This window comes from Acinetobacter pittii ANC 4050, from assembly GCF_000399685.1.
Taxonomy (GTDB): Bacteria; Pseudomonadota; Gammaproteobacteria; order Pseudomonadales; family Moraxellaceae; genus Acinetobacter; species Acinetobacter pittii_E.
On sequence record NZ_KB976987.1, the window covers coordinates 1,868,848 to 1,893,009 of the forward strand.

Sequence of the window (24,162 nt, forward strand, 5' to 3'; positions counted from 1 at the left end):
AAACTAACCTTCTAAGTTTCCCATTCCTATCCCACCAGTTAAAGCATGGGCTAGGAATCTATCATTTACGTTCTGACCGATATTACCATTATTACCATTAACAACAACGACTTCCTGAGGGTTTGGAGTATTAAGTGGCTGTTTAAAGGCTGGTATTTTAGTTATAGGATTACTTTTTAGGCTAGTTACATTTGAACTTAGATCTCTTTTTGAAGTTGGTAGATGTGGGGTTTTTGAGCTCAGTACGCCTGAAAGTTTTCTACTTGTTTGGTTATAGATATTCTCCGGCTTTGGCTCAACCTTAGAAGCACTCTTTACTGTTTTAGCTTCTATATCTTTTAATGTTTTAGAGTTATCTTGCTTATCTGTGAGTAGAGATCTTTTATCTGCATCAACATGGATATTTTGCGCCATTGCAGAACGTTTCATAGCTTCAGCTTCAACTGCTGCTGGTCGTTCATAATATCGAGAAACAATAGCGCCAGCTTGATTAGCAGTTTTAGATTGTCTTAACTTTTTACCTGCAGATGATTCATTGTTATTTAATTCCCAGTTAACAAAAGCTAATTGTTCTTGATATGAGGATTGACGAATATCTTTACCAAACTTTTGTTTAAATTTAGCTTGTCTATCAGGATGCCATTGACCAATTCCAAAAGCTTTACCACTATCACCTATAGCCGTATGTTTAAAGCCACTTTCAGCTTCAAGATTCGCAACTATTCCAGCAGCTTGTTCAGGTGTCCAATTTCCCCCTTCCTTGCTTGTGAAAAACTTTAATGCCTCATCTCTAGCAGCTGATCTATTAACTGGTTGTGCAATAGTGGCGCCATATTGTGCTACACCAGCATTTGCACCAAAACCCGGCTTATAAACTCCTTGCCCAATGCCCCATGTGGGAACGCCTTCATGGAATGGATTAAATCGGTTAAATTTATCTTTAATGAAATCTAATGTATCACCTGCCGTTTCTTTTACGCCGTCTACAACTTTTGAGGCTGTACCTTTCGCCTGTTCAAAAGCATTAGACGCATAACTTACAAATCCTTTCCAAGCAGTATTAATTATACCTGGTACATCTGCAGCAATTAAAGAATCTGTCCACTCTTTGAAATACGGCGCAACTACGGTTCCAAGCTTATTTCCAATCCAAGAACCAGCCATGCCCCCAATTAAGGTACCAGCTGGACCAATTAAAGAACCGACAGTACCACCAATCACGCCCCCAGCAAGACTACCAACCGTACCGCCCTTTTCTTGTGTGCTTTGTTCATTCCAATCTAACAATGATGCACCAGCAGCCAGTGCACCAATTACGGGTAGTCCACGGCCAAACTTAAGAAGTTTACCTAAGCCCTTTCCTAATTTCCCTATACCTTTTTTTCCTTTCCCTAGAGCACCACCTAGAAGCCCACCACCAGCAGATAACACGGAAGTAAGTAATTTCCCTAGAGAACCTAATAAACCGCCTCTAGCAGCTAAATTATCGGCAATTCGCTGCAATAACTTTATTTGTTTACGGTTATGGCTCTCTTGCTCTCTTGGTAATGGTTCATTACGTTTTTTACTACGCATCAATCCTGTTAATGGCCGCAATGCTAAACCAGCAGCACGGCGTACAGGCGAAAGTAAGTGACCAACTTCATTGATTGCATCAACTGTAGGATCTACACCTTGCGGTGAGTTCGGCATTACACCCTTTACCGCCGTGGTAATTGTTTGTGCAACTTTGCTAATAGCGGATTGGTTTTTAACATCATCTTGATTAGAAACAAAACGTCCGTTCTCATCACGTTCTGGTGTAGATGAGCTTACGACCTTATTCAAATCTTCATGGCTATTAATCTCTATAGCTGGCTTTCGTGCCTTAGGTCGGTTGATTTGTTCTTTATTTGCTGTATTAAGATCATTAACTGATTGCTCTAAAACATCAGCAAAGTCTTTGACCAGCTTGTCTGCTACAACAAAAGACTGAGTGATTGGATTAGCTTTTTCTTTTAATAAATCTTCAAAATCTAAAGCTTGTCTATTATTGACAGCATTAAGCATCTTTTGAAATTCAGTAAGTTTTGGCTGAGGCTTAGCAAACTGTGCTTTTTGCTCTTCAAAGCTTTGAGTTAGAATTTCGATAATCTTTTCAATATTTGAATCAATCTTACTTACTTTTTTTTCAACTCGTTTCATACCAATGATAAAGCCAAGCTCATCATAAGATAAAACTGGATTATTGTGATTTGAATCTGCCATAACAAAAATGCCCCATTTTGATATAGGGCATTTTGGATAAATTAATTCAATAAAAAGTTGTTAGGTTCCTATCTTATTAATTCCTAGACAGGCCATCTAACTTCTAATTTAAGTGAGATTGATGAATGAGTAGCATTTGCTTGGTATCCATCTTCTTTCAATTGACGCACAGCTGCTTCCATTTCTAGAATAGAGACTGAATTAATTTGATATAGCAAAACTACATAACCGTTCTTAAGATTTGCCTTAACTGTTTGATAAACCTGATCGAGGATATAATCTTTATCAAATTGGGTTGAACTCTTTGCTAAGTTAGATGCTTCAGTTGCAGTGATTCGATTTAAAGGCATTTGCATGTTTCCTATAAACTAAAAGTTATTGATTATTTTTAATATAGACATGCACTACTCAAAACACGGGAACTTTTTTTAAAATAAACAATCAAGTGATTAATTATTATACAAAAAAGCCCACCACTTAGGCAGGCTTTATTGAGTTTTAAGTTCTACTAAATTTCATTTTGTAAATTTTTAACTAAGTAGTAGTTCACACAAAATGGAACAATAACTGACCCAATTACAATCGCAAAAAGAATAACTGCTAAAAAGATATCAACTACTGAACTATTGATTGCTAAAGATATAGGTGCGGCAACATGTTCTGCAAATGAATATGAAAGTTTCGAAACTTCTGGCATTAATAAATAAAAATAGAAAGCAACAATGATCGCTCCCGTCACCCAGCCCCACCATGGGAAACCGTCATCTTCTTGCATAATTACTCCTAATGAATAAAGTGAATTTATTCTACATTTCATTGAAATAGTATATTCAATAATCAATCATATTCCAGCCCATTTTTTACATACTCTTAGTTATCTTCTGGATCTACTTCACCAGCTTCAACTAAAGCAAGCTTACGCATAAATGCTTCTTCTTTTTTCTTCTTCATATTTGCTTTTGCAATTGCCATTCTTTCTTCAGCACCCGAAATAACAGAACTACGCCGTGCTTGAACTTCCGATTGGTCTTTCAAATCATCAACATCTAAACCCCAGAACATTGCTTCAGTTCGAGCAATGTTAGAAATGCTGATACTTTGTTTAACGTTCAAATCAACCACTTGACTAATCAAACCCATTTTAAACTTGACGAGCGCCAATTCATCTTCAGTAGGATTATTCAGATTAAGTACTTCATCTCTAATATGAATAACGCTATCGATAGTATCTGTAATTAACTCTCCAAGCTTATGAGCTCTAATACGGTTATTTTTGACAACCAAAGCTGACTTTAGATAGTTCTCGTTGACTGTAGAACGCCCACCGTTGTTATGACCACTATTTTTTGAGTTTTGACTATTAAATTCAGCAATATTTGACGTTTTTTTGACAGATTTTTGACTTTCACTTTTTTCTGATTTTTCAGTGCTTTGTGTATCTTCTTGACCATTGTTTTTTTTGGTCAATTTTTTAATCTCTTTATTAAGCTCTTGGGCTGTCTTTTTGACTAGAGATTTAGCTTTCTTTTTCCATTTCTCAGCAAGTGCTTTACGGCGTACAACGGATGGCGAAGGCATCTCACAACCGAGTTCTTCGCCAACCTGATCAACTAAACCTTGCCACGTAATCTTAGGAGAAGATTCATAGACTTCTTTTAGCCGGTTCCAAATTTCTTCCGAGTATTCAATCTTGCGAGCCATTAAAGTCTATCCCTTAATCAGTAAATAGACCTATTTGTTTTACTTCAGCTATAGCTTGTTGCTGTAAAGAAGCCTTGCTAAAACGTTTTTTATTTTGGATAAGATCAATTAGAGCTTTTTGCTGTAAATCGTTCTCTTCACGTTGGAAAACATCATCGATAGCCATTTCTAAGTTACGGATTTGTTTCGCACGATTTTGTTCACACTCACGAACGATACGCATAAGAGTGTGAAGTTCTGGTAAAACCTTTTCTTGAATAGATTGATCTTGCGATAAACATGCTTGAATGAGCCCTTTTGAGGCTTCAAGTAACTCAACCGTTAAGGCTTTAGGGAAAGAAGTAATATGCTGTGCTGCAGCCATACTTAATTGAAATGCCATGGCTTGAGTATATTCACTCATCATTTCACCAAGACTGTTAAACAGAATACCAGCTACAGAAGCCGTTTTATCTAGTTCAGGTTCAATTGTAAAACCAAGAACCCAGTCGGCTGAAACACCATATTTTTGACATAGCAAAGAAAGTAATTCTGCATCAGGCATTAACTTACCGTTTTCAATTTCACTCATTCGATTTTTATGTGGAGTACCGAATATCTCTAATGCTACGTCTTCTTGACGTAATTGAGCCATGTCACGCGCCATTGCAAGTTTTCTACCGATAAGTACTCGACGTTGCAAATCGCTCTTTTTCGCCATTTAAATGCTTCTCCCAGCTAACCAATCAAAATCTACAGATTGTGACAACCAATCAGTTTCATCAGTAAGCACGCAAGAAAGCCAGACACAACCGTTTTCACATGGTTCTGCCAGCTTAATTTTTTCACTTATGAAAATATTGTCGTCTTTGAATAACAAGCCATCACCTTTGACACTATCAATAATAAGTTTGGGATAGTTATCAATATCAAATCGTGGATATGTCTTAGCGCTGTAAGAACGAGTTTTAAGTGGTGGTTGAACAATTAACCGTATTTCACAAAGTTGATCGATAGCTTTTAACTTAAGTGCTCTAAACATAGGTCCATATTGCTTTTGAACCTTGTCTTTATATTTTTTAGCACCTACTGAAAGACTATTTCTTTGCTTTCCGTTCTGATCAATTGTAGCCCGCCAAATCTCGTTAGCGCTTAATCCATAAGGCAATTTGATTGTGATGTATTGCTTACCAGAAATGATAACACCGCCTGTGCTTCCCCTATATATACTATTTTCACCGTTTCCACCGTCATTTTCTTTTTCGACATGGCACGGGAAAAACACATGTTTTGATGAGCTAGTTTTTTGCCTTTTAACTTTGTCATTACCTGATGAAACACTGAAATCTTTAAAGAGTTCTTGTCTTTTATTATTAGAGAAAAACTCACTCCACTGACGGCGGTTACTTTTTTTAATCATAACGACCTCAAATCAAGCAAGTAAGATTTACATAGACTTGAAACTCTTCTTGCATGACAAAATCCTTAAAAACACTTAGTTCCAGAATTATTGACCGTTTGATTTATTTAAAAGGACCTTAGTTCCAATCCTTCTTTTTGACGAGATAAAAAAAGTCCGCACCTTGGGGAAAGTACGGACTATAAAACTTAAATAAACGTAAACCGATAAACAGTTCACATAATATAAAATATATATCGAATTTAATCAATATACATTTTAATGTTTTGTTCTCATCATTTTTTCAACTATTTGCGAGGCTTCATGAAAATCTATATCAAAACAAATCCAAAATCTTAATCTCTTATCTCCAAGAATATAGCTTTGAATGAAATACTCTGAGTTCTTCTCTGGATCTATTTCAGTAGCTTTAAATGAATAAACATCCTTCTCAACTACTCGTCCATCGAGATCACCACCTATACAAATTTTCATAAATAAGCCAAAAAGAGTTTAGAACTTGATTGTACACTTTATCCCTTTTCAATCAATTCTGGGAATTGCTTTATAATTTTTGCACCATCAAAAAGTGATTCCCTAATTTTTCGATGTGAAATTATTTCTAAATATGGAATGTAAACTTCATTACTACCAATATCTACAAACCCATTATTTGTTAAATTTGAAATATTCAATGGTCCGAAATATAACTCAACCAAATATCCTTCAAATGCCATTGTAGATATGAAGCCTTTTGCGAATGATTCTGTAAAGGGTGCAACAATAATTTGCTTTAAAGAGATTTCATCAAAAAACCTTGTGGAATCTTTAAATAACCTAATTCTAACTTTAATCAAATTTGGAACTATTTTTAATTTACCTTTAATTATTTCTTTTAGAACACTTTCAAGGGTAGGATCATTTATACAGTCAGCAAAAGCATGATGATCAGAATGTATTCCTCGCCAATAAATTGAAAGAATAAAGAGCGCTATTTTTTCTGCGTCTAAGTTCTTATATTTTATCCCTTCTGGACCATTTATTATTTCAACTTCTTTTCTTTTTTCTCTAAGGATTGCAATTGAATAATTTTCATAATTTTCATTAAAAAATTGCTCACATTGACTACATAATAGCCGCGTAAACCAAGTGTCATTTGTAGTACATACATATTTTTTCTTGAGCTGAAATTGAAAAGCAACATTTTTTTTAGAATCCTTCAAGATTGGCTTAAAAAATGTTTTACCAATTACATGTGAACGCTGTAATTCTTTTTCTTCGCCACAAAGCTTACAAATACCTATATTCATACAATTTCACTAATTTAAAAAAAGCCCACCAATAGGTGAGCTTAATCGTTTTGTCATTTAAAAACTATATCTTACATACTAACGTTGGGTATGCCAGATCCTCTCACCAGTAGTTTCAGATTGACCAAATCCACATAATAAACATGCAACATCATATCCGTGTATACATGCCTCATTAATTGGTTTTACATCTGTTGATGGACAACCAAAATAACCACCTTTATCGAGTCTACCAATTAGAAAATCATTATCTTCATCTACCCTATCAATTCTGCCCTCACCAAAAATATGTGTTCCATCAGTTTCCATGCTATTCGATGATTTGAAATTTACATAAACTCTATCACCGCGTTTATATATAGGTTTTACTGACTGCATCTATATCACCATAAGAAATTAAATTTATTCAAATTGAACTTTCCCACCGAACATCTTTAAGGCTTGGTCTAAACACAACTAATGCACAACCAAATGGCGCGTTATGTTTACAACCTCCAAATTTGAGACGTCCTTTGATGTAATGAATTTCTCTATGCAATATGTGTTCTTGCCACCAAACTACATCTGTACGCACTGGCAATAGCCCTACAACAGTATGACCATTATTTGCTGTTTCAACTGCCTTCTCAATCCACAAGGAAATTTCACGTCCATATGGTGGATTCATCCAACAAGTGCCAACCCATTCTTGCTTTAAACCATCCAATTCAGGCGTGAAATAACGATCACATTTCGCATTCTCAGGTAATGCACAAACATCTAAATCAAAGTTAAATATATGGTCTATCGCATCAAATAGGTTTTGTGGTGTAGCCCAAACATCTGTTTTTCCTTCTGCATTGCCATATAAACCTAATTTTGCCATTGAGTTCATGCTATTTCTCCAAACAGGTCTGGTTGCATGTCTCTGTTTTTACGAGCCTCGCAAATTCGTTCTTCAGCTATTTGAAAAGTTTTTATATCTTTTTCAATACCAATAAAATTACGACCAGTATTAATACAAGCTACTCCAGTAGTCCCACTTCCCATTGTGTTATCAAGCACAAGTTCACCAGGATATGTATATGAACGAATTAAGAATTCACAAAGGTCTACAGGTTTTTGAGTGTCATGTACTACTGGATAATCACGACTAAAAATTTGCACAGATCTTGGATATCTTTCAGTAGAGTCATAGTCTTTAATATTCATCTGCTTACCATATAACGCTGATCCTATATCTTTCCTTTTTGCTGTTTTACGTTTATGCCCAAACGTTTTTTGAGGATTAAACGTTGGAAGAGATTTATAAAAAACAAGAATATTCTCATGAGCACGTAAGGGTTGTTTGTCAGCATTTAAAAAGCCAGTAGCTGCAGGTTTTTCCCAAATCCATTCATAACGGAATAACTTAAGATTGGATGTAGCTAGTATTGAAGTGAATGGTTGTGCAGAAAATAAAACGATTGCGCCATTTTTCTTTATTACTCTCTCGTATTGCTCCCAAAGCTGTTTGAATGGAATTACAACATCCCATTTACAGCATGTAGTTCCATAAGGTAAATCGCATAAAATCATGTCTACGGTTCCAGTTTCCACTTCCCGCATTCGTTCTAGACAATCACCCAGCATTAATTGAATTTTATTTTTCATGCCTTTGTCTCGCCTAAACGTTCTACTTTATCAATGCGATGTCCTGCCTCAATTTCCTCTTTGGTAGCATGATTTACTTGGAAGTTAAGTACATTACATACACCGTCTTTCATACCATGACAGTTAAACCCCTTAGCCTTTAGAAAGTCTCCATGACCAATACCAATGACTGTAAGGATGTCATCACATAAAAGAGTTGTAATTTTATCCCCTACTTTAAAATCACCTAGCTTTGGTTTGTTAAGCAATGCCCAAATATTGCGTTGTTGGCGCTGGCGTTGTTTTAATCTTCTCATCATGCCGCGCCCTCATAACCAAATGATCTGCCGTTACCAATGAGTTGGTCAGCAATCCAAAGCTTGCGTAATTGCTCCTCGGCTATCCCCTTATTTATCCATTCGGCGACAATCAAGAACTCTTGATAGGTATCAACGCTCTTAAAACTGGCTGATGTAGTTACATAGACTTCAAGACGATCTATTCCAAAGCCATCTGGAATTTTTTTATTATGTTCTAAGGCTCTTAAAATCTCATCATTTAAGCCTTTCCAACCTTTGACACGGATGCCACCACCTAAATCTACATAACAATCTTTTTTACCAGACCAAAACTCAAAGTAAGTCATCTTTGGAGCTGTAAGGGGTTGATTTACAATTATTGAACCTTCATACATATCGGTTCTATCAGACATCGTAATAGTGAGCTCAACATCCCATTGTTCACATTCATTAACATGCTCGAGCACTTGAACAATTGCTAAATCTTGATAACCATAAGCTGCAATACTGAAGTGATATGGAATTGATAAACGATTAGGGAAGCGCTCTAGTAAAGCTGCCTCTTCGATATTTTTATTTTCAATAAACTCTCGAATATCTTTCGAAACAAAACGCATGCTGAACTCATATTCTTGAGCAGCTTCTCTACGCATTTCAGCCTTTTTCTGATTAGCTTGAACTTGCGCTGGTGTTAGCTTGTTTGGATTGTATTTTTTTGAGCGTTTTTTGCTGGTTGCTTTAGATTTCATTTTCACACTCCCCCTTCCGCTTTTAACTTTTCAGCAACTAAACGATCAGCTACACGCTTAACTCGATTCCAAACAAAGTTGTGATCAATTTCAGAACGACCTTGATAGATACGTTCAAGTTGAAATGCCGTAACTGAATAATCCACTTCTAAAGCCAGTAAATCCCAATCTTCATTAAAAGCTGTAGCGTAGGGGGTCAATTGGCTTTTCTGCGCCAAAATACGCAATTGGCGAGCATCTGGACCACGTTTTACAACTGGTTTTGGCTTAGATTTGATTAAACCAGTGGAAAGCGCCCATTCAACACAAGTTTCGCAACGACAACATAAACGCTTATACATAGGTCCGGTGCCGTGAGGCATATTGAGATCACGTCCTAAAGACTCAACGTGTCGGATTTTATTACCAGGATGTTTCAGCCACTTCTTAACTGCTTTTTCTAATGCTTTTCGCTCCTCAGATTTAGCTGCTACGTTTGAGTAAGCAACTAATGCGTATTCAGATTTTTTCATATCAACAAATGCGTTCACTGTGCTTTACCTCCACCTATACGAGCATCATCCCAATCACATTCCACAATATCTAAGCCATCATGTTGAAATCTTGACCAAAGCCGGTCCCCAAGATCTTCGCGGACCTCAGAAAGACTTAGGTTTGAAATCACAACTGTTGGCTTCAACTCGTCGTAACGAGTGAGTAGAACCTTATGAACACTCTCAAGAAGTTGAGGACGTTTTTCAGCACGGTCATGTAAACCGTATTCATCAATAATTAATAAATCTTTTTTTACATAGCGTTTTAGCGCTTCATCTTCACTATCACCGCTACGGCGATAGGCACCCGCGATATCTTCAGCTAAGTCTGCAGATGTTATGTAGATAGCCTCCGAATTTTTGATGATGATATTTTTCAGAATTGATGAACCTAGATGTGTTTTACCCGTACCAGTACGGCCGACAAGAAGTAAATTTCGAAAAACACCTGAATTGAAATCCATAGTAAATTTTTCACAAGTTTTACGAGCTTTGTCTTGTCCTTTGTGAGTTACTGCATAGTTGCTAAAGCCGCTATTTACATGTCTTTTAGGGATACCAGCTCGAGCCATTTTCAAATTTAAAATACGAATATTCTTATCGCTTTCATATTTTTCATTTGACTGCTTCATAATTTTTTCAACACAAGACTGACAAACTATTCGACCATGTACATTGATCATGTGTTCTTTGTGGATCTTACAGATCTGGTTTGTATGGGAAATTTTATATTCCAATTTTTGAGGCACTGCGTTCATATCAATTCACCCTCCACAGCAGTGTGAGCAACTGGTTCATATTTTTTTGGCGCTCCCCATTGATCATTTACGTTGCGTGGTAACGATTGATGGTTTGACTGTTGACCAGTAGTCATTTCGGGTTTTTCGTTTAGGTACCAAGATGCTTTGAAGGCACCCCAAGGATTTTGTCTTTTCAAACAATATTCGACGGCTTGCTGAAGTGTGATTCCTGCTTTTTGGGCTTCATTCAAAAGTGCATCAAAAGCGTTTTCGGTGTTTTGAGCTTTCTTGGCTTTACGAACTTGTAAGAACTCAGCAGCGTCTTTCTCAGGTACACCATTTTTTTTCAAAGCACTCTTGAAACTAAATTTTGCTTGAGTCGATGAATCAACTTCGCCAACGGCGGAGTTGTTATTCCCTTCTGGATTCAGTGAATCAGGATTCAGATTAAAGGAATCAGGAATCAGGGCGTTTTGGTCTGAGATAGAAACAGTTTTAGAACCGTTATCTAACTGTTCTTGTGTGTTCCCACTACTGTTTGTTTGATTCGATTCGTTATCTTGATAACTGTTTTCAACAGCAGAACCAGTATTTTGAGGGGAGAATGGACCTGTTTTATCGTAAAAATGCTTTAAATCAGCTTTATTTAGCTGAATTGCCTTTCCAACAATTGTTTTGTTTTTTGGATTACGTTGATAGACAGTATAGATGCCATTTCTGTCAGGTAGCTCACTATCTTTCTCAAGACCATGTGGGTTTTGATGTTTAACAAAGTTAACGATATGGATAACATCAATACCATCAGCGTTATATAACTCGATAAAACCAAACTTAGAAATGTTCTCTAACTGTTCTGCAACGTTTATATCGTCTGCAGGAAATAAAGACATTTTGATTTTCTTAGGTCGATTTTCGAGTCGGCCTTCGCGATCTGCTAAAGTCCAAAGCCCTATAAATAGCAATCGTGCTTCATAAGGTAATTCAATAATGTCTTCATTCATAAAGAATGAGGGCTTAATATTTCTAGATCTTGCCATTTCTTAAGCTGCCTCATATAAGTGTTCATGTGCAAAATTTGCACGTACTAAAGCTTCAGAGAATTGAGGAGGTACGGAGTTACCTACCATTCTTCCCTGTTCTGTCTTAGTTAATTTGATAGTGTTTCCATGTTCATCGATCCCATGATCAATGATGTAAGTAGGTTCAAAACCTTGTGCAGTGAATAGTTCTCTTGGCTGAAGCATACGGAAGCCAATATCAACAATTTGGTGCAGCTCACCTTTAACCATTACAAGGCCAAAACGATCACGTGTTGGTATCGTACGAAGTGGCTCATGAATGCTATTTCCGTCTTTCTCACTACCGTAGAAGGCAGTTAAAAATGCTTGTACTAATGCAAAATGTCCCGCACTTGTAGTAATGGTGTGTAATGGTTCATCTACTGGTTGACCAATGTTGTTATTACGCAGTTTCACCAGGTTGCTGACGACTAAACTGTTATGATCTTTTGCAGTAATCGTATGAAGTGGTTCGCGAATATCACTACCAACTACACCCGTATAATGCTTAGCAATGAATGCAGTAACTAACGCATGATGCCCACCTTTCACCCCTGCGCAAATTGTGCGTAAAGGTTCATCAATAGGCATACATCTTGGGCTAGAAGCATTTGCACACTCAGTAAGTACTGGGGCAACGCTTTTAACCTTATCCATAGGAACAATGAATGGTTCAGGATTGTTAATTACATAACGGACTAAACCATTTGCTATACGGCGACAAGTTGCCTCAACTAAAGGTTTCTTGCGAGTAAAAATACTTGGGCAATCAATCGACCAATCAATGCAATCTGCTGTGATACGCCAAGGTTTTAATTTCCCAGTTTTAACTGCTTTACTATCCGGTGCAGCATGCGTAGGCTTGGGCCAAACTATAGGAAAGTTGTCACGGCGAGCAACTAGAAAAAACCGTCTTCTTAGAGTTGGAGAGCCGTAATCCCGAGCACTCATTACTCGCCATTCAACTTTATAACCTTGATGACGTAATGCATTAACAAAGCACCTGAATGTTTCACCTTTGTGCTTTTTACTCGGGAATCCATCTTTTCCTAGTCTGCCCCAAGTTTTGAACTCTTCAACGTTCTCGAGCATGATGATTCGAGGTCGTGTAAGGTCAGCCCATCTGAGAGCAATCCAAGCTAAACCACGTATTTTCTTTTCAACCGGTTTTCCACCTTTTGCTTTAGAAAAGTGTTTGCAATCTGGACTAAGCCAAACCAATCCTACAGGCTGATTGTTTGTAACTTTTACAGGGTCAACATCCCAAACATCCTCACAGAAATGGCGAGTATTTGGATGATTAGCACGATGCATTGCAATCGCTTTAGGATCGTGGTTAATAGCAATATCAACTGGACGGCCAAAGGCTTTTTCTAAGCCAGTAGATGTTCCACCACCACCTGCAAAATTATCAACAATCAATTCATGAGGTAATAAGTTAAGGTTGAGGCACATATTCATAATGCACCACCATTAACTTTTTTAAGCGTTAGTAAAACAGTGAATAATTGACCTGCAGAATATTTAAATTCCTTAACTTCAGTGCACTCAACTAAAAAGCGATGTTCACCGAAATTAACTCTACTTCCTGGTCTATCAAGTGTATAACGGCTCCAACCTTCAGGAATCGGATCACAGGAAAAATGCCCGCAGAATTTTTCAGGTCCACGTTTAATGCTACAAAGGGGTTCAGCTACCCAAAAAACTTGATTGAGAAATTTTTTTCTCGCAAGAAATTGATTGTTTTCCCCTTCCTTAATTCGCATATTTACCGCTATTTGGCATAATTCCCTATCGCGGATATTTTTAGCTTGATTGCGGTCAACGATGAGTTTATTTTTCATATCGTTCACTCACCCAATGCAATTAATTTCTTAAATTCAGAAATCACATCTACCAGCATTTTTTCGAGGTATACGTAATCAGGATTTAATTTGGATGGCCCACTTTCCCAAAGCCAGTCTTCACCAAACAGTTCACACATGATTGATCGGTCTTTAAAAGTAAGCTGGTCAAAGAAATTTGAAAAACATTCGAATTCAATTTCTTTAAGGTGTTCATAAAAATTTCTAAGGTCTTTTTTGGAAATTGCGCCACTTGATCGACCATCTTTTAATTCAGATAGCTTATTGATAGCTATGTATTCAATTACTTCATTACCATCCTCAACATCTACCCACTTTTCCACTTTAGGAAAAAGTTTATTAAGTAAATAAGGAGCATGGCATTGGGCAATGAACTCTTTAAAAGTTGGTTGACCAACATGAGAAAAGAAAGCAGAACCGGTAAAACTACTTAAAACGACTGTTAGACGTCCACCACCCGCGCTATATAAATTATTTGGATCAACATAAGCTAAAGCCCAGTCTGACTTATATTCACCTATTTTTTTAAAGACGAACTTTTCCATTAAAAGTTCCCCATTGAAAAAATTATCTCTTGCTTAACCTTGAACTCAATCACCCAAACCCAAGGATTTTCTTTCCAAGATTGTTTACCTTTTACAGATTCCCAATGTCTTTGAAAGCTAAGCACAGATTTATGAGAACAATTGCTTTGCTTAGTTGAATCATTTTTAGGTTTATCAAAACCTTCAGCCTTAGCATCTTCATCACTAATTTCACGTAAACGCTCAACTCGGATATCAACTATTTCAAGCAAAATACGTGATGCTTTACGAGGCATACGAGAAGATGGCTTCCATCTAACTGGATAACCCTTTCCATTACAGTCGTAATAAGCAATTTCTTTTGGATTATCTGCTTTATAGACAAATGACTTATGAGGAGTTCCACCTAAACTTCTAATTTTGGAACCATATGTCTCTTGAACAAAAAGCTGGTCACCAATTGCACCAAAAGGACAATATTTCTGAAAGTAAGAAGATATTCTTGATTTAGTATCTTCAATACCAAACAATTCTCCAAGATTTTCAGCTATCTCAATATTTTTTAGAACCTTATTCTTAATAATTCGACGTGATTGCGTCTTAGATCCATTTAAAATGGCCCTAACCATTTCTGTATTAAATAATATTGGTCGTACAGTCATGCTGCACCTTCCTGAGCTGGTTTATACAAGCTCACTTGTTCAGCATAATTCCAAGCACGTTCACAGATATTGTTAAAAGACGAGCGGCGTTCTTCTAACCATTGTTTACGCCATTTGTTTTTCTCAGTTGGATCTTGAATTAAATTGTAAGCTTTGAAAAAAGCGGTCCGGTCAATGTAGGAACCTAATAAAACGCTATTAAAGCTATTTACTAAATCTTGTTTATTTTCATCTCGAACTTGTTTAAGGGTTTCTTCAAAATTTGTACCAAATTTAGAAACAAACCATTCATCGTGCCCACCAAAAAGAAAGAATGGAACATCTGAATCATGTTGTATTCCCTTTGCAGAATATTGCCCATTTCCAAGTACACAAGTAACTAAAGCAGCAATTTTTAAATTTGGTGCTTCAAATGTACATTTATCACTAAGGTTTATTAATTCAAAAATCATTGTTCAGTCCCTACCTCAAATCGTAAATCTAAGAAAGCTTGGTTCACTGGACCTACGTAGCGTGACCAGCCAAAGTTTTCTTGCCAAAACCACCAATTGTTCTGTTCGTCACGCTTCCACGGCGTTCCCTCAGAATCAGTGTGATTGGTTCCTAACGGCCAAACCTTTTTTTCTGAAGTCATGAAATCTCCTTTTGTGCATTGAATGCACGATCTAGAAATTTCTCTTCATCGGTTTGAGTGTTTACGATTTGATGCGGGGCATCTTGATTAATAAGACAAGTTGAGCACTGTTCTTCTTTAAAATCAGTGCATTTGCCTGAGCAAGGATGATTTGCTAAATTACTCACGTTCATTCTTCCAAGGGTTTGAACAGCCATAGACCATTTCCTGTTGGCGCAGGGAGTGGTTTTTTATTTCCAGCTAAGTAGATCAAGCTGGACTGATTTATCACTAGCATTTGTATGCCGCGATTTTTCGGCCCGTAAAGGCACTAATTCGAAGGTATCTCTGGTATACCCGTTATCTTTTGACCCACAAAAAACATTTCTGAGAAACTGGTATTCAGATTCAGCTTCTGAGACTTTTCTAGTGCAAATGTTTTTAATTACTTCGAGAGAGCTTTTACCTGCCATCTCACCTTCTACTTCTGAAATCTTTTTCTTACACATAGAACGGATGAGATTAGATAAGGAGTTCTTGCCTTCAAGTTTGGCAATCCATTCCATCTTTGCTTTTTCTTCTAAAGTTAATTTCGATGATGCATTTGCAAGAAGTTTTTCAGCCATGGTTATGCCTCATAAATTCCTAATAGTGGTTTTTATGCAGATCGATTTAATTGTTTTGTCTTGGATTCCTCATATTCTTTATTCTGTTCAGATGCAACTAGCGCGTCTAAAGCAACACCTTTGTTATAAGCAACTTCTTTTTGTTCGCCACTTGCAATTTTTGATACAGAACTTTGAGAAATTCCTGTTCGCTCTGAAATTTGCTGTTGTGTCAAACCTCGGTTGTTTGAAAGGTAAATAACCTTATCTTGAATATTCATGCACATATCAATGACTCCATAATGATGAATATTTTTATTCATTAATGAATAGCTGTCAATACAAAGATGAATTGTTTTCCACAAATTATTCATTTTTGAATAAAATTAAATATCAGACCTGGACCAGAGAATGAGTCTTAAAATGAAAGAGAAATATCTTTTAGAAAAGAATGTGAAATACATTTTGTTTTCACAACGATTAACAGTAACGGGTCTTAGTAAATTATCCGGGGTGCCTCAACCTACACTCTTCCGTTGGGAAAGCGGACAATTTCAAGCGCCTACTATTAAGACAGTAGAGAAGTTAGCGAAATGGTGTGGTTTAACTACAGAAGAATTGCTCTACCAAGATATTGAAAAAATTTTAAAAAATAAAAGTTCTGATTCCAATCTTAAACTTGATAACAATGTTGATCTTAATAATAAAATCAACATAGAAGGAGATTTAGTACCTGTGATTTCTTGGGTAGCAGCGGGTTCATTTACAGATGTTCAAACTGTTTTAAAGGATACGGAAGTAATCGAATGGCTTCCACCAATGAAAAAGGCTGGGAAGAATGGTTATGGCCTTATAGTCACTGGATACTCAATGTATCCTAAGTTTGAACCTGGTGATCGAATATATGTAAATCCTGATTATCCTGTATTTGATCTAAAAACCAATGATCTTGTAATCGTTGCATGTGCAGGTGAATCAGAAGCTACATTTAAAAAGTTAATTATTGAAAATAATGAAAAATATTTAGAACCGATTAATACGAAATGGCCTGAGCAGATTATTAAATTAACTGAAGGGTGTAAGTTGGTAGGTAAAGTCGTTGGTATGCATAGGGAATTTTAGGGGGAAACACTATGGAAAGACTTGATAAAGATATTTTTAAATTTCAAGGAATTAATACTTTTTTAACTGTGTTTGCTGAGGAAGTTATTAAGAGCCAACCCAATTTAGCGGCTAATATTTTACTAAATATAAAAAATTTAGCTGATGAGAACCATCCCTTAGTGGAGCAAGCTTTTATTCTTGATAATTTTGAAAATCCTGAAATAGCTAAAGATACAGTTTTTCAAGCACTTAGTGGGTTTAATAGTGAATTAGCACGCCTACTATTAATGACAAAATATTCATTAATGGATAGTTAAATAATTCAGGACGTAAACTAAAGTAGTTAAATTGTAAGTAATGCCTAAAAACTCAGCAAAATGCTGGGTTTTTTTATAATTAGAATATTTTAAATGGATAACTTTAGATCAAATAATAATCAATTAATTCATTGATGAATAATTACTAGTTGAATAATTCTATTCATTGATGAATAATTAATTCACCAACACATCTCATGGTGAATAAATAATGAGTACATTACGCTCTACAGATTGCGAAGAATTTATTAATGACATCGATGGCGGTGCCTTTGCAAAACAACTTGGCTATGCAGTTAGCAAGGTTGCAAGTGCTGCTGTTGATACACAAAAAGTCGGCGAGATCACAATTAAATTAAAGTTCTCTAAAGGCGTTGGTCACAACAACGTAACTGTAGAGCACAAACTAATTTCAAATGCCCCACTCCCAAAAGGTAAAAGTGTCGAAGAACACGGTGACAAAACACCTATGTATGTAAACACACGTGGTGATGTATCGCTTTTTGCTAAACACACTGACCAGCTTTTTGAAGAAAAAGCTTAATTTTTAAAAACTTTTTATCTCAACTAAAGGAAAGACCTTCATGTCTGAAAAAATCGAAATCGAAAAATTTTTAGGTTTAGCTAAACCTGTAATCCCCCTTGAGCGTGGTCAGCTTGTAGCTTTGCATCATGACTATAGTGTTATAGCTGCTGAAAAATTTATGGAAGCTCGCTTCCGTCCTCATGGGGAATTTACTACACCAACATTTAATGACTTTAAGGATTTTGTAATTGCAGAAGGCGGTAAAGATACACCAATTTTTGTTAATCAAAATGACGTAAAAGCTATTGCAGTTCTTAACTTCCATGGAGAAGGACAAACCCAAGGCCATTGTGACTACATAGCTTCTTTATGTTTAGAATCAACTGTTGTATGGAAAAAGTTGAATCAACTTAAAGACCATAAATTAGATCAACGCAACTTTGCTGTTTTCATTGAAGATTGGGCTCAAGTACTTAATGCATTTGATGAAAATAATAATGTCATTGATATTAAAGATGCCCTTGTTGCAGTACGAAATATGCAAATTGAAGCATCGACTACTAGTAACGCTGAAGTAGAAAACACACGTCAGGTTCAATCTGAAATGGCCCAAATTGCAGCGTCTGCTAAAAAAGGCGTATTACCGGCTTATTTCACCATCCAAGATTCAGCTTACTTAGGTCTTGCAGAACGAGAAATCAAATTACGTTTAATTGTGAATAGCTCTGGCAGCACACCTCAGTTTGCCATTCAAATTGTCAAAGAAGAGTTATTACGTAATGAAATTATTGAAGATTTCAAAGAAGAAGTAATAGCTTTACTTCCTGAAAACCCTGTACGAATTGGGTCATTTAAATCTTAAGAAATAAAAAAAGCCCTGAAAACTTTGGACGGCTATCGGGGCTTTTTTCAACCAATACTACGTAAACGTCAAAAGGTGAACTCTCATGGATCACTACAAAGACAAAGTTATAGACGAACAAGGCTTGATTAGCGTTTCGGAGGCGTTACGAGCTATGGCTTGTGGTCGTGTTATTCAATGTTCAAGTAAAGACTTTCCAAATTGGAAGGACATGGAAATCACAAATATTAATGCGAAAAATTTAATTGATGAAGAGCGCATTAATAAAAACGGCTTTAAGTACAGATATAAACCTTCGCAAATGTCTGTAAATGCTGAGCTAACAAAAATGAAAAAGCCTCAATGACTTTGGACGGCTATCGAGGCTTTTTCTACCAATACTGTACTTATAAAGGCAAATTATTATGAATCAGAAATATATAAACAGTCAATCTGCCCCATCTACACCTATTTGTTTCGTGCCTGAACTCAGCGGGAATAAAACAAATAAACCAGCTACTTCTAAACTTTATCAGCATCCATCAGCAGAGGATCTAAAGTTTAAAAAAGATAGTAAATGGCCGTATGTTTTACTCTTCCTCGTAGTTAGTGCGATAGCTGTTGCATTTATTTATGCATGTGATGCAGAGGCTCAAGTACGTGAGCAAAAAACAAAACAATGGCAGCAGCAATTTAACTCAGATGAACCAGTTGAAGTTCAAGTACGTGTTGTTAAATCAGGTGGTGCCGAATGAACACTAACTTCCTTCGAGGCTCTAGACGTTATAACAATAGCCCAAATGGTCCGGCAAACAATAAATCTTTCCGCGAGTTTAAGGGGAAAGATGAAGAGCGTGGTTTATATAAAGTACGCTTAGGCCATACGGTTTATGCAGCAAATCACACTTTAACTCGCGTTTATACAATTGATGAAGCTGGTGAATTAACTCCTGTTTCTCAATATACGTTAGATACAAAAGAGTGGATTCTACGTAATTTACAAACCGAAATTAAATATCGTAGAGGTCGTGAGTTAGATCAAATCCTTAGTAGAACGCACATACCCTCACCGGATCGTAAAGATTATAAAAAACGTCGTGGTTTGCTTGGTACACGCTAGTTGGGGACAGTTATGTTAGTTATTAAATCTTTTCGTGTGGTTTATGGGACTTGCCCTAGATGTACTAATGACAAATGCACTTTAGGTGTTAGTCATTCTGGCTCTGGTGCTCAATGGGAATGTCACAACTGCGGCTATTGCTGGCCTAACAGTTAAATGGTGCGTGATCAATGAAAGCAATTATTTTAGATACTGAAACCAACAAATTAAATGGTTATCCAATTGAAATCGCTTATGCCCCTTTTAGCTTAGAGAATGGTCAATTATTAGTTCATAAAGATGAGGTTTTTAACCGGTTCTATTCTTGTCCTGAACCGATTGATTTAGAAGCAATGGCTGTACACAACATCATTGAAGCGGATATTGAAGGTCAACCAAGTTGTGAAGCATTCCGGTTACCTGAAGGTGTTGAATTCATTGTCGGCCACAATATTGATTACGACATTAAAGCTCTAAATAAATGTGGACCAGCAATTAAGGCAAAGACTATATGTACTTTAGCTTTAGCAAGGGACGTATGGCCTGATTTAACAAGTCATAAATTGGCTGTTCTGTACTATTTCGTAATGAGTAACCGAGAAGAAGCACGCAAGCATTTAAGACATGCACATTCTGCACGGGCGGATGTTTATTTTACTGGGATTATCCTAATAGCTCTAATTGAACGACTGGGAATTAAAGATTTGAACTCCTTATTTCTCATGTCTGAAGCTGTACGTTTACCCAAAATAATGACATGGGGTAAACACAAAGGTACGCCTCTTAAAGAATTACCGCGCCCGTACATCTCATGGCTACTGAATAAAGAAGACCTTGACCCACACTTGCGTAAAGCGCTTCAAAATATTTAAAGGTTAGCAACTATGAAACCTACTCTATTTACGCCTGAAACATGGGCGGAGTTTACCCAACAACTCAAAAATTCTTGGGAAAAAGATAACGCTGGTACTGATTCACCTATTTTTGTTGTTCAAGAAAAAAAGATTGTTTGGGGTTTAGATCCAGCTAGTGACTCAGTTGAAGTTATTAACATTGTTGATGCCGATCAAGAATCAACATTTAAAACAATTGATGATTTTTTTGAATCACTTAAAGCTACTGACAAACATGCATTAAATGGCTTTGCAATTGAAGAGGAAGACGAACTATTTCTCGATGTAAAAGCAACTACTCAAATAAGCATTTTAAGTGACTGGTATGACCGCAATATTCATATCTGCCATGGTAAATATTTTTGGGAAGATGTTAATTGCCATCTAACTCGTTCAGCTGCAGATGCATTTATTAAACGCAAATCGCATGATTTCGGTGAATTGCGGGTATTTGTTAAGTCACTTTATTGGTGTGAGGAGTTTAAGAATTTACTTAACGCAATTATTAGTGGTGAAGTAGGTTTAACAAGTATAGATGACGACAACATCCTAAACGTTTTGGGACCAATTGAACCTAAAGCAGATAAAGAAACTAACTCAACTCAAGCAAAAAAATCTGCGAAGAAGGCCAATAACAAAGAGGAAAATTGGACTCGTTACCATAATGACAAACCTGTTGAGTCTCCGTTAGCTGGCCTTATTGAAAAACTAAAGAAAACTAAAACTGCAGATGCAGCTAATAGTCTCATTGAGGAAACGAAAGACTGGGCTTCTGAAGATCAAAAATCTTTTTTAACTGAGTTAAATAAACACTTAGTCATTATTGCTGGTCAATCAAAAGAAAATATTTCTATTTCTGAACGAGTCAAACGAGCTACAGACCTGACTACGTTGGATGCGATTGAAATTGATATTTCAGAAGCAGATGAACGTATTCAAGAAGCCTTAATGGAACTAGTAGTAAAAAGAAGAAAAGAACTTGAGATCGAAGGTAACTTTTTATTGGAGTCACCTCAATGATACAGATCTATAGCAGCAAAACCAGAACCTTTACGGTGATTGGTAAAAACAGAACTCAAGTGTTTTCAAATGTCTCACTTCATGAAACTGAAGCTTTGCTCTTCAAAGCGAAACTTAAAGATTCTATTTGGAGATTCTAACATGATGAAGTACATCCCTGACTCTATGTCATATCCCTTCACTGTTTGGATGTCAGAAAGTGGTTTTTATCCTTCATATAAAAAAGGATACATCGTTATGAAGCGTGGCAAAGAAGTGGCAAAGATTTCCCTAATAGAAACAAAAAATGGTTTTGAAATGAATGAAGTCTGTCAAAAAAGATTTATTTCATTTTGCCGGGTTTGGATGAATAAGGATAAACGTTTTATTAACCAGCTTCGCATGCGTGGCATTTCTAATTCAATGAAATTCAATTATCAAAAGGTGGCAGCATGACATTGAATGAAAGAGAGGCTTTCAAAACCTACCTTAAAACGAAAGGTATCGTGAAAATTGATTGGAATTGTTTAGGTGTTATCACAAATGTTGTTCGAGAAGCTGGCTGCACTCTTGGATATAACGATATTGAATTAATGCAGGAAGTTTGGGAAGCCAAAGCTCAGGCGGTGCCAGTGAAACAGAGTCTCACTTTAACTTGTGCCGAATTAAAAGAAGCTTTTGATTTTGGTGCACCAGACGGTGAAAAAGATCAATTCCAGATGGAAACTGAAATGACTATTAGATGGCTAAAAGATGGTTATGACGGTGAAGGATACTACTGTTGGTATGCTGATTTACCCGAGGAAGGCTGTATTAAGTTAGGTAAAAGCGAATCGGGAGTTGAAGAATGATAGATTTAGCTGCACAAAGAAGTGCTTTGATTGCTGAAGTTGCTGTCTTTAAAGAAGAATGTATGAACCTTTGGTTTGTTCCAGATCTTGCGGCATCTTACTCAAATAGGGACTTCTTTTCTTATTCCATAATAGAAGATAACCAAGTCTTTTTTATGATCGAACAAACTCGACAATTGTGGGAATTCTGGAATAAAGCCAAGGATCATAATTTGCCTAAAGGTTCAGTTCTAATTGTTGAAGACGAAATTAAAACTATGTGGCAAGACAATGAAGAGCCTGAAAATTGTGTAAATAAAGAAAAAGACTTTAATTGTTTGGGTGATTGTTTAGACATAGAAGATATCATTTCAATCACAAAGCAACGCTATGCATATATCTCAGCCGAAAAGGTCTACGGTACATGGGTAGCTAAATTTGAGGCTGGTGAACTTAAAAAAGATTATTTCTTCGTTGGTAGTCAAAAAGAATGTGAGGAAATAGTCGAAAGTAATAAAGCTCTTTATTCAAGCAGAATGGGAGCTAATTCATGATTTTTTATGACCGTGCTTTTTTTGAAGAAAATTTCAAAAAAACTGAAACTTTCAAGCAAGAAAGCAATATTCGAAAAAATGACATTCTTGTATTTAGTGAAAGCATGAATGGCTATTTTAATATAGTGACGAATAAAGCTTGGTTACTTTGGAATAAAGAAATGCGAGCTCATGCTGAGTGGTATAAAAATGATGACCCACTTGCATTTAAATGGGCAAAAGATGGTTACCCTGATTATGAAGCAGATTTTTATACAAGTGCAAAATCTTGGGCTGCTGCCAAAGCACAAGCCGGTCCAACTTGGATTAGTGTCAAAGACGATGAGCCACCTATCGACAAAATGGTTCTAATTTGTTGGGCCGAATCACCCGATGTCGAACCTGAAATAGACTACATGACTACAGATGAAGCTTTAAATCATATATGGGCGAATTATTACAATGATCCACCTTCTCATTGGATGCATTTTCATAAAGTGCCTAATATATCGGGAGCTAGACAATGAACAAAATGACCCATGAGCAATTTTTGTTAATGAAACTAGCTGAAGAAGCATCAGAAATAGCCCAGATTGCCTTAAAAACTGCGCAATTTGGTATGAATGAAAAACATCCTGCTATGGAGCTAAACAATAAACAGAGAATCCATCTTGAACTTAACGATTTATTTGCAATTGTCGATGAGTTGAATAGTTGGTACCACTTTAATTTTCAACCAGACCATTTAGCTAAAATTCGAAAGATAGAAAAACTTAATGAGTTTTTAGGTTATTCAATTAAGTTAGGTAAAGTTGAAGATCCTTGGGCCCTTATTAAGGTTCAAGAAAAAAGTGATACGGAGGGCTAAATGGAAAAGTATTTAACATCTAATGCCATATGTAAAAAGTACGACATCTGCAAACGAACATTAAGCCGCTGGGAAATTATGACACCTTGGGGTATCCCTTTCCCTGCCCCTGCATTTGGTAATACACCTGGTGCTGTGAAGCGCTACTTAACTATTGAAGTTAAGAAGTGGGAAAGAAAGTGTTTTAAGAAAAATGATGAAGACACTGAAACCACAGATGTAATAGAACCTGAATATTTGAAAGCTATATAAGTTAG

General features: G+C 36.4%; 40 protein-coding genes. 15 read left to right on the top strand and 25 right to left on the bottom strand.

The window, feature by feature from the left end:
- Nucleotides 1-3: 3 nt before the first annotated feature.
- The 25 genes from F931_RS12615 to F931_RS12735 all read right to left on the bottom strand — a co-directional run bounded on the left by F931_RS12615 (nt 4) and on the right by F931_RS12735 (nt 16,182).
- Entirely contained in the window at nt 4-2,247 is a 2,244-nt protein-coding gene (locus F931_RS12615) for a phage tail tip lysozyme (RefSeq protein WP_016141736.1), read from the bottom strand.
- 83 nt (nt 2,248-2,330) lie between these two features.
- Entirely contained in the window at nt 2,331-2,597 is a 267-nt protein-coding gene (locus tag F931_RS12620; protein WP_016141737.1) for a polysaccharide deacetylase family protein, read from the bottom strand.
- A gap of 158 nt (nt 2,598-2,755) precedes the next feature.
- Nucleotides 2,756-3,022 carry a hypothetical protein gene (locus F931_RS12625; RefSeq protein ID WP_016141738.1) on the bottom strand — a complete coding sequence of 89 codons (267 nt, stop codon included), beginning with the start codon at nt 3,020-3,022 and terminating at the stop codon, nt 2,756-2,758.
- 95 nt (nt 3,023-3,117) lie between these two features.
- The gene (locus tag F931_RS12630) at nt 3,118-3,948 is read right to left on the bottom strand and encodes a hypothetical protein (RefSeq protein ID WP_016141739.1); all 831 of its coding nucleotides are present in this window, start codon (nt 3,946-3,948) and stop codon (nt 3,118-3,120) included.
- Nucleotides 3,949-3,961: 13 nt separating this feature from the next.
- The gene (locus tag F931_RS12635; protein WP_016141740.1) at nt 3,962-4,648 is read right to left on the bottom strand and encodes a helix-turn-helix domain-containing protein; all 687 of its coding nucleotides are present in this window, start codon (nt 4,646-4,648) and stop codon (nt 3,962-3,964) included.
- Nucleotides 4,649-5,347: a RusA family crossover junction endodeoxyribonuclease gene (locus F931_RS12640; RefSeq protein WP_016141741.1), complete on the bottom strand. Its 699-nt coding sequence runs from the start codon at nt 5,345-5,347 to the stop codon at nt 4,649-4,651.
- Nucleotides 5,348-5,605: 258 nt separating this feature from the next.
- Nucleotides 5,606-5,821, bottom strand: coding sequence for a hypothetical protein (locus F931_RS12645; protein ID WP_016141742.1), 216 nt, complete (start codon nt 5,819-5,821; stop codon nt 5,606-5,608).
- 38 nt (nt 5,822-5,859) lie between these two features.
- On the bottom strand, nt 5,860-6,636 hold the full coding sequence (locus F931_RS12650) for a hypothetical protein (protein ID WP_016141743.1): 777 nt from the start codon (nt 6,634-6,636) through the stop codon (nt 5,860-5,862).
- Between the two features lie 78 nt (nt 6,637-6,714).
- Nucleotides 6,715-7,014: a hypothetical protein gene (locus F931_RS12655; protein ID WP_016141744.1), complete on the bottom strand. Its 300-nt coding sequence runs from the start codon at nt 7,012-7,014 to the stop codon at nt 6,715-6,717.
- Nucleotides 7,015-7,042: 28 nt separating this feature from the next.
- Entirely contained in the window at nt 7,043-7,510 is a 468-nt protein-coding gene (locus F931_RS12660; protein ID WP_016141745.1) for a DNA N-6-adenine-methyltransferase, read from the bottom strand.
- Nucleotides 7,507-8,268 (bottom strand): DNA-methyltransferase, encoded by a 762-nt coding sequence (locus F931_RS12665; protein ID WP_016141746.1) that lies wholly within the window; start codon nt 8,266-8,268, stop codon nt 7,507-7,509. The genes F931_RS12660 and F931_RS12665 overlap by 4 nt, the downstream gene beginning before the upstream one ends.
- Entirely contained in the window at nt 8,265-8,567 is a 303-nt protein-coding gene (locus F931_RS12670) for a hypothetical protein (RefSeq protein ID WP_016141747.1), read from the bottom strand. The genes F931_RS12665 and F931_RS12670 overlap by 4 nt, the downstream gene beginning before the upstream one ends.
- Nucleotides 8,564-9,295, bottom strand: coding sequence for a hypothetical protein (locus F931_RS12675; protein ID WP_016141748.1), 732 nt, complete (start codon nt 9,293-9,295; stop codon nt 8,564-8,566). Before F931_RS12675 ends, F931_RS12670 begins: the two co-directional genes overlap by 4 nt.
- Nucleotides 9,296-9,297: 2 nt before the next feature.
- A complete protein-coding gene (locus F931_RS12680) occupies nt 9,298-9,825 on the bottom strand; it encodes a hypothetical protein (RefSeq protein WP_016141749.1) in 528 nt (175 codons plus the stop codon).
- Nucleotides 9,822-10,586 (bottom strand): ATP-binding protein, encoded by a 765-nt coding sequence (locus F931_RS12685; RefSeq protein WP_016141750.1) that lies wholly within the window; start codon nt 10,584-10,586, stop codon nt 9,822-9,824. The genes F931_RS12680 and F931_RS12685 overlap by 4 nt, the downstream gene beginning before the upstream one ends.
- A complete protein-coding gene (locus F931_RS12690) occupies nt 10,583-11,605 on the bottom strand; it encodes a hypothetical protein (protein ID WP_016141751.1) in 1,023 nt (340 codons plus the stop codon). Before F931_RS12690 ends, F931_RS12685 begins: the two co-directional genes overlap by 4 nt.
- Before the next feature lie 3 nt (nt 11,606-11,608).
- Nucleotides 11,609-13,087 (bottom strand): DNA cytosine methyltransferase, encoded by a 1,479-nt coding sequence (locus tag F931_RS12695; RefSeq protein WP_016141752.1) that lies wholly within the window; start codon nt 13,085-13,087, stop codon nt 11,609-11,611.
- Nucleotides 13,084-13,470, bottom strand: a complete 387-nt coding sequence (locus F931_RS12700; RefSeq protein ID WP_016141753.1) for a hypothetical protein — start codon at nt 13,468-13,470, stop codon at nt 13,084-13,086. The genes F931_RS12695 and F931_RS12700 overlap by 4 nt, the downstream gene beginning before the upstream one ends.
- A gap of 5 nt (nt 13,471-13,475) precedes the next feature.
- Nucleotides 13,476-14,036 (bottom strand): phiTE_072 family protein, encoded by a 561-nt coding sequence (locus tag F931_RS12705; protein WP_016141754.1) that lies wholly within the window; start codon nt 14,034-14,036, stop codon nt 13,476-13,478.
- The gene (locus tag F931_RS12710; RefSeq protein ID WP_016141755.1) at nt 14,036-14,677 is read right to left on the bottom strand and encodes an ASCH domain-containing protein; all 642 of its coding nucleotides are present in this window, start codon (nt 14,675-14,677) and stop codon (nt 14,036-14,038) included. The genes F931_RS12705 and F931_RS12710 overlap by 1 nt, the downstream gene beginning before the upstream one ends.
- Entirely contained in the window at nt 14,674-15,129 is a 456-nt protein-coding gene (locus F931_RS12715) for a hypothetical protein (RefSeq protein WP_016141756.1), read from the bottom strand. The genes F931_RS12710 and F931_RS12715 overlap by 4 nt, the downstream gene beginning before the upstream one ends.
- Complete coding sequence (locus tag F931_RS12720) at nt 15,126-15,311, bottom strand: hypothetical protein (RefSeq protein ID WP_000200037.1); 186 nt, start codon at nt 15,309-15,311, stop codon at nt 15,126-15,128. Before F931_RS12720 ends, F931_RS12715 begins: the two co-directional genes overlap by 4 nt.
- Complete coding sequence (locus F931_RS12725; protein WP_000290738.1) at nt 15,308-15,508, bottom strand: hypothetical protein; 201 nt, start codon at nt 15,506-15,508, stop codon at nt 15,308-15,310. The genes F931_RS12720 and F931_RS12725 overlap by 4 nt, the downstream gene beginning before the upstream one ends.
- A gap of 33 nt (nt 15,509-15,541) precedes the next feature.
- Nucleotides 15,542-15,916, bottom strand: coding sequence for a hypothetical protein (locus F931_RS12730; RefSeq protein ID WP_000818521.1), 375 nt, complete (start codon nt 15,914-15,916; stop codon nt 15,542-15,544).
- 32 nt (nt 15,917-15,948) lie between these two features.
- The gene (locus tag F931_RS12735) at nt 15,949-16,182 is read right to left on the bottom strand and encodes a helix-turn-helix domain-containing protein (protein ID WP_016141757.1); all 234 of its coding nucleotides are present in this window, start codon (nt 16,180-16,182) and stop codon (nt 15,949-15,951) included.
- A 136-nt stretch (nt 16,183-16,318) separates the two neighbouring features.
- Between F931_RS12735 and F931_RS12740 the strand changes: the two genes are divergently transcribed.
- From F931_RS12740 to F931_RS12810, 15 genes are all read left to right on the top strand, one after another.
- On the top strand, nt 16,319-17,017 hold the full coding sequence (locus tag F931_RS12740) for an XRE family transcriptional regulator (protein WP_025470354.1): 699 nt from the start codon (nt 16,319-16,321) through the stop codon (nt 17,015-17,017).
- An 11-nt stretch (nt 17,018-17,028) separates the two neighbouring features.
- Nucleotides 17,029-17,316 (top strand): hypothetical protein, encoded by a 288-nt coding sequence (locus tag F931_RS12745; protein WP_016141759.1) that lies wholly within the window; start codon nt 17,029-17,031, stop codon nt 17,314-17,316.
- Between the two features lie 211 nt (nt 17,317-17,527).
- On the top strand, nt 17,528-17,860 hold the full coding sequence (locus tag F931_RS12750) for a hypothetical protein (protein ID WP_000105905.1): 333 nt from the start codon (nt 17,528-17,530) through the stop codon (nt 17,858-17,860).
- A gap of 40 nt (nt 17,861-17,900) precedes the next feature.
- On the top strand, nt 17,901-18,704 hold the full coding sequence (locus F931_RS12755; RefSeq protein ID WP_016141760.1) for a DUF2303 family protein: 804 nt from the start codon (nt 17,901-17,903) through the stop codon (nt 18,702-18,704).
- An 85-nt stretch (nt 18,705-18,789) separates the two neighbouring features.
- Nucleotides 18,790-19,050, top strand: a complete 261-nt coding sequence (locus tag F931_RS12760) for a hypothetical protein (protein ID WP_000350171.1) — start codon at nt 18,790-18,792, stop codon at nt 19,048-19,050.
- A 58-nt stretch (nt 19,051-19,108) separates the two neighbouring features.
- Nucleotides 19,109-19,438: a hypothetical protein gene (locus F931_RS12765; protein WP_016141761.1), complete on the top strand. Its 330-nt coding sequence runs from the start codon at nt 19,109-19,111 to the stop codon at nt 19,436-19,438.
- On the top strand, nt 19,435-19,803 hold the full coding sequence (locus F931_RS12770; protein ID WP_016141762.1) for a hypothetical protein: 369 nt from the start codon (nt 19,435-19,437) through the stop codon (nt 19,801-19,803). Before F931_RS12765 ends, F931_RS12770 begins: the two co-directional genes overlap by 4 nt.
- 170 nt (nt 19,804-19,973) lie before the next feature.
- Nucleotides 19,974-20,654, top strand: coding sequence for a 3'-5' exonuclease (locus F931_RS12775; protein ID WP_016141763.1), 681 nt, complete (start codon nt 19,974-19,976; stop codon nt 20,652-20,654).
- 12 nt (nt 20,655-20,666) lie between these two features.
- Entirely contained in the window at nt 20,667-21,695 is a 1,029-nt protein-coding gene (locus F931_RS12780) for an ead/Ea22-like family protein (RefSeq protein WP_016141764.1), read from the top strand.
- Nucleotides 21,696-21,836: 141 nt separating this feature from the next.
- A complete protein-coding gene (locus tag F931_RS12785) occupies nt 21,837-22,130 on the top strand; it encodes a hypothetical protein (RefSeq protein WP_016141766.1) in 294 nt (97 codons plus the stop codon).
- On the top strand, nt 22,127-22,525 hold the full coding sequence (locus tag F931_RS12790) for a hypothetical protein (protein WP_016141767.1): 399 nt from the start codon (nt 22,127-22,129) through the stop codon (nt 22,523-22,525). Before F931_RS12785 ends, F931_RS12790 begins: the two co-directional genes overlap by 4 nt.
- Nucleotides 22,522-23,058, top strand: a complete 537-nt coding sequence (locus tag F931_RS12795; RefSeq protein ID WP_016141768.1) for a hypothetical protein — start codon at nt 22,522-22,524, stop codon at nt 23,056-23,058. The genes F931_RS12790 and F931_RS12795 overlap by 4 nt, the downstream gene beginning before the upstream one ends.
- Nucleotides 23,055-23,564: a phage protein gene (locus F931_RS12800; RefSeq protein ID WP_016141769.1), complete on the top strand. Its 510-nt coding sequence runs from the start codon at nt 23,055-23,057 to the stop codon at nt 23,562-23,564. The genes F931_RS12795 and F931_RS12800 overlap by 4 nt, the downstream gene beginning before the upstream one ends.
- On the top strand, nt 23,561-23,905 hold the full coding sequence (locus F931_RS12805; protein WP_016141770.1) for a hypothetical protein: 345 nt from the start codon (nt 23,561-23,563) through the stop codon (nt 23,903-23,905). The genes F931_RS12800 and F931_RS12805 overlap by 4 nt, the downstream gene beginning before the upstream one ends.
- Entirely contained in the window at nt 23,906-24,157 is a 252-nt protein-coding gene (locus tag F931_RS12810) for a hypothetical protein (RefSeq protein WP_016141771.1), read from the top strand.
- Nucleotides 24,158-24,162: the final 5 nt, after the last annotated feature.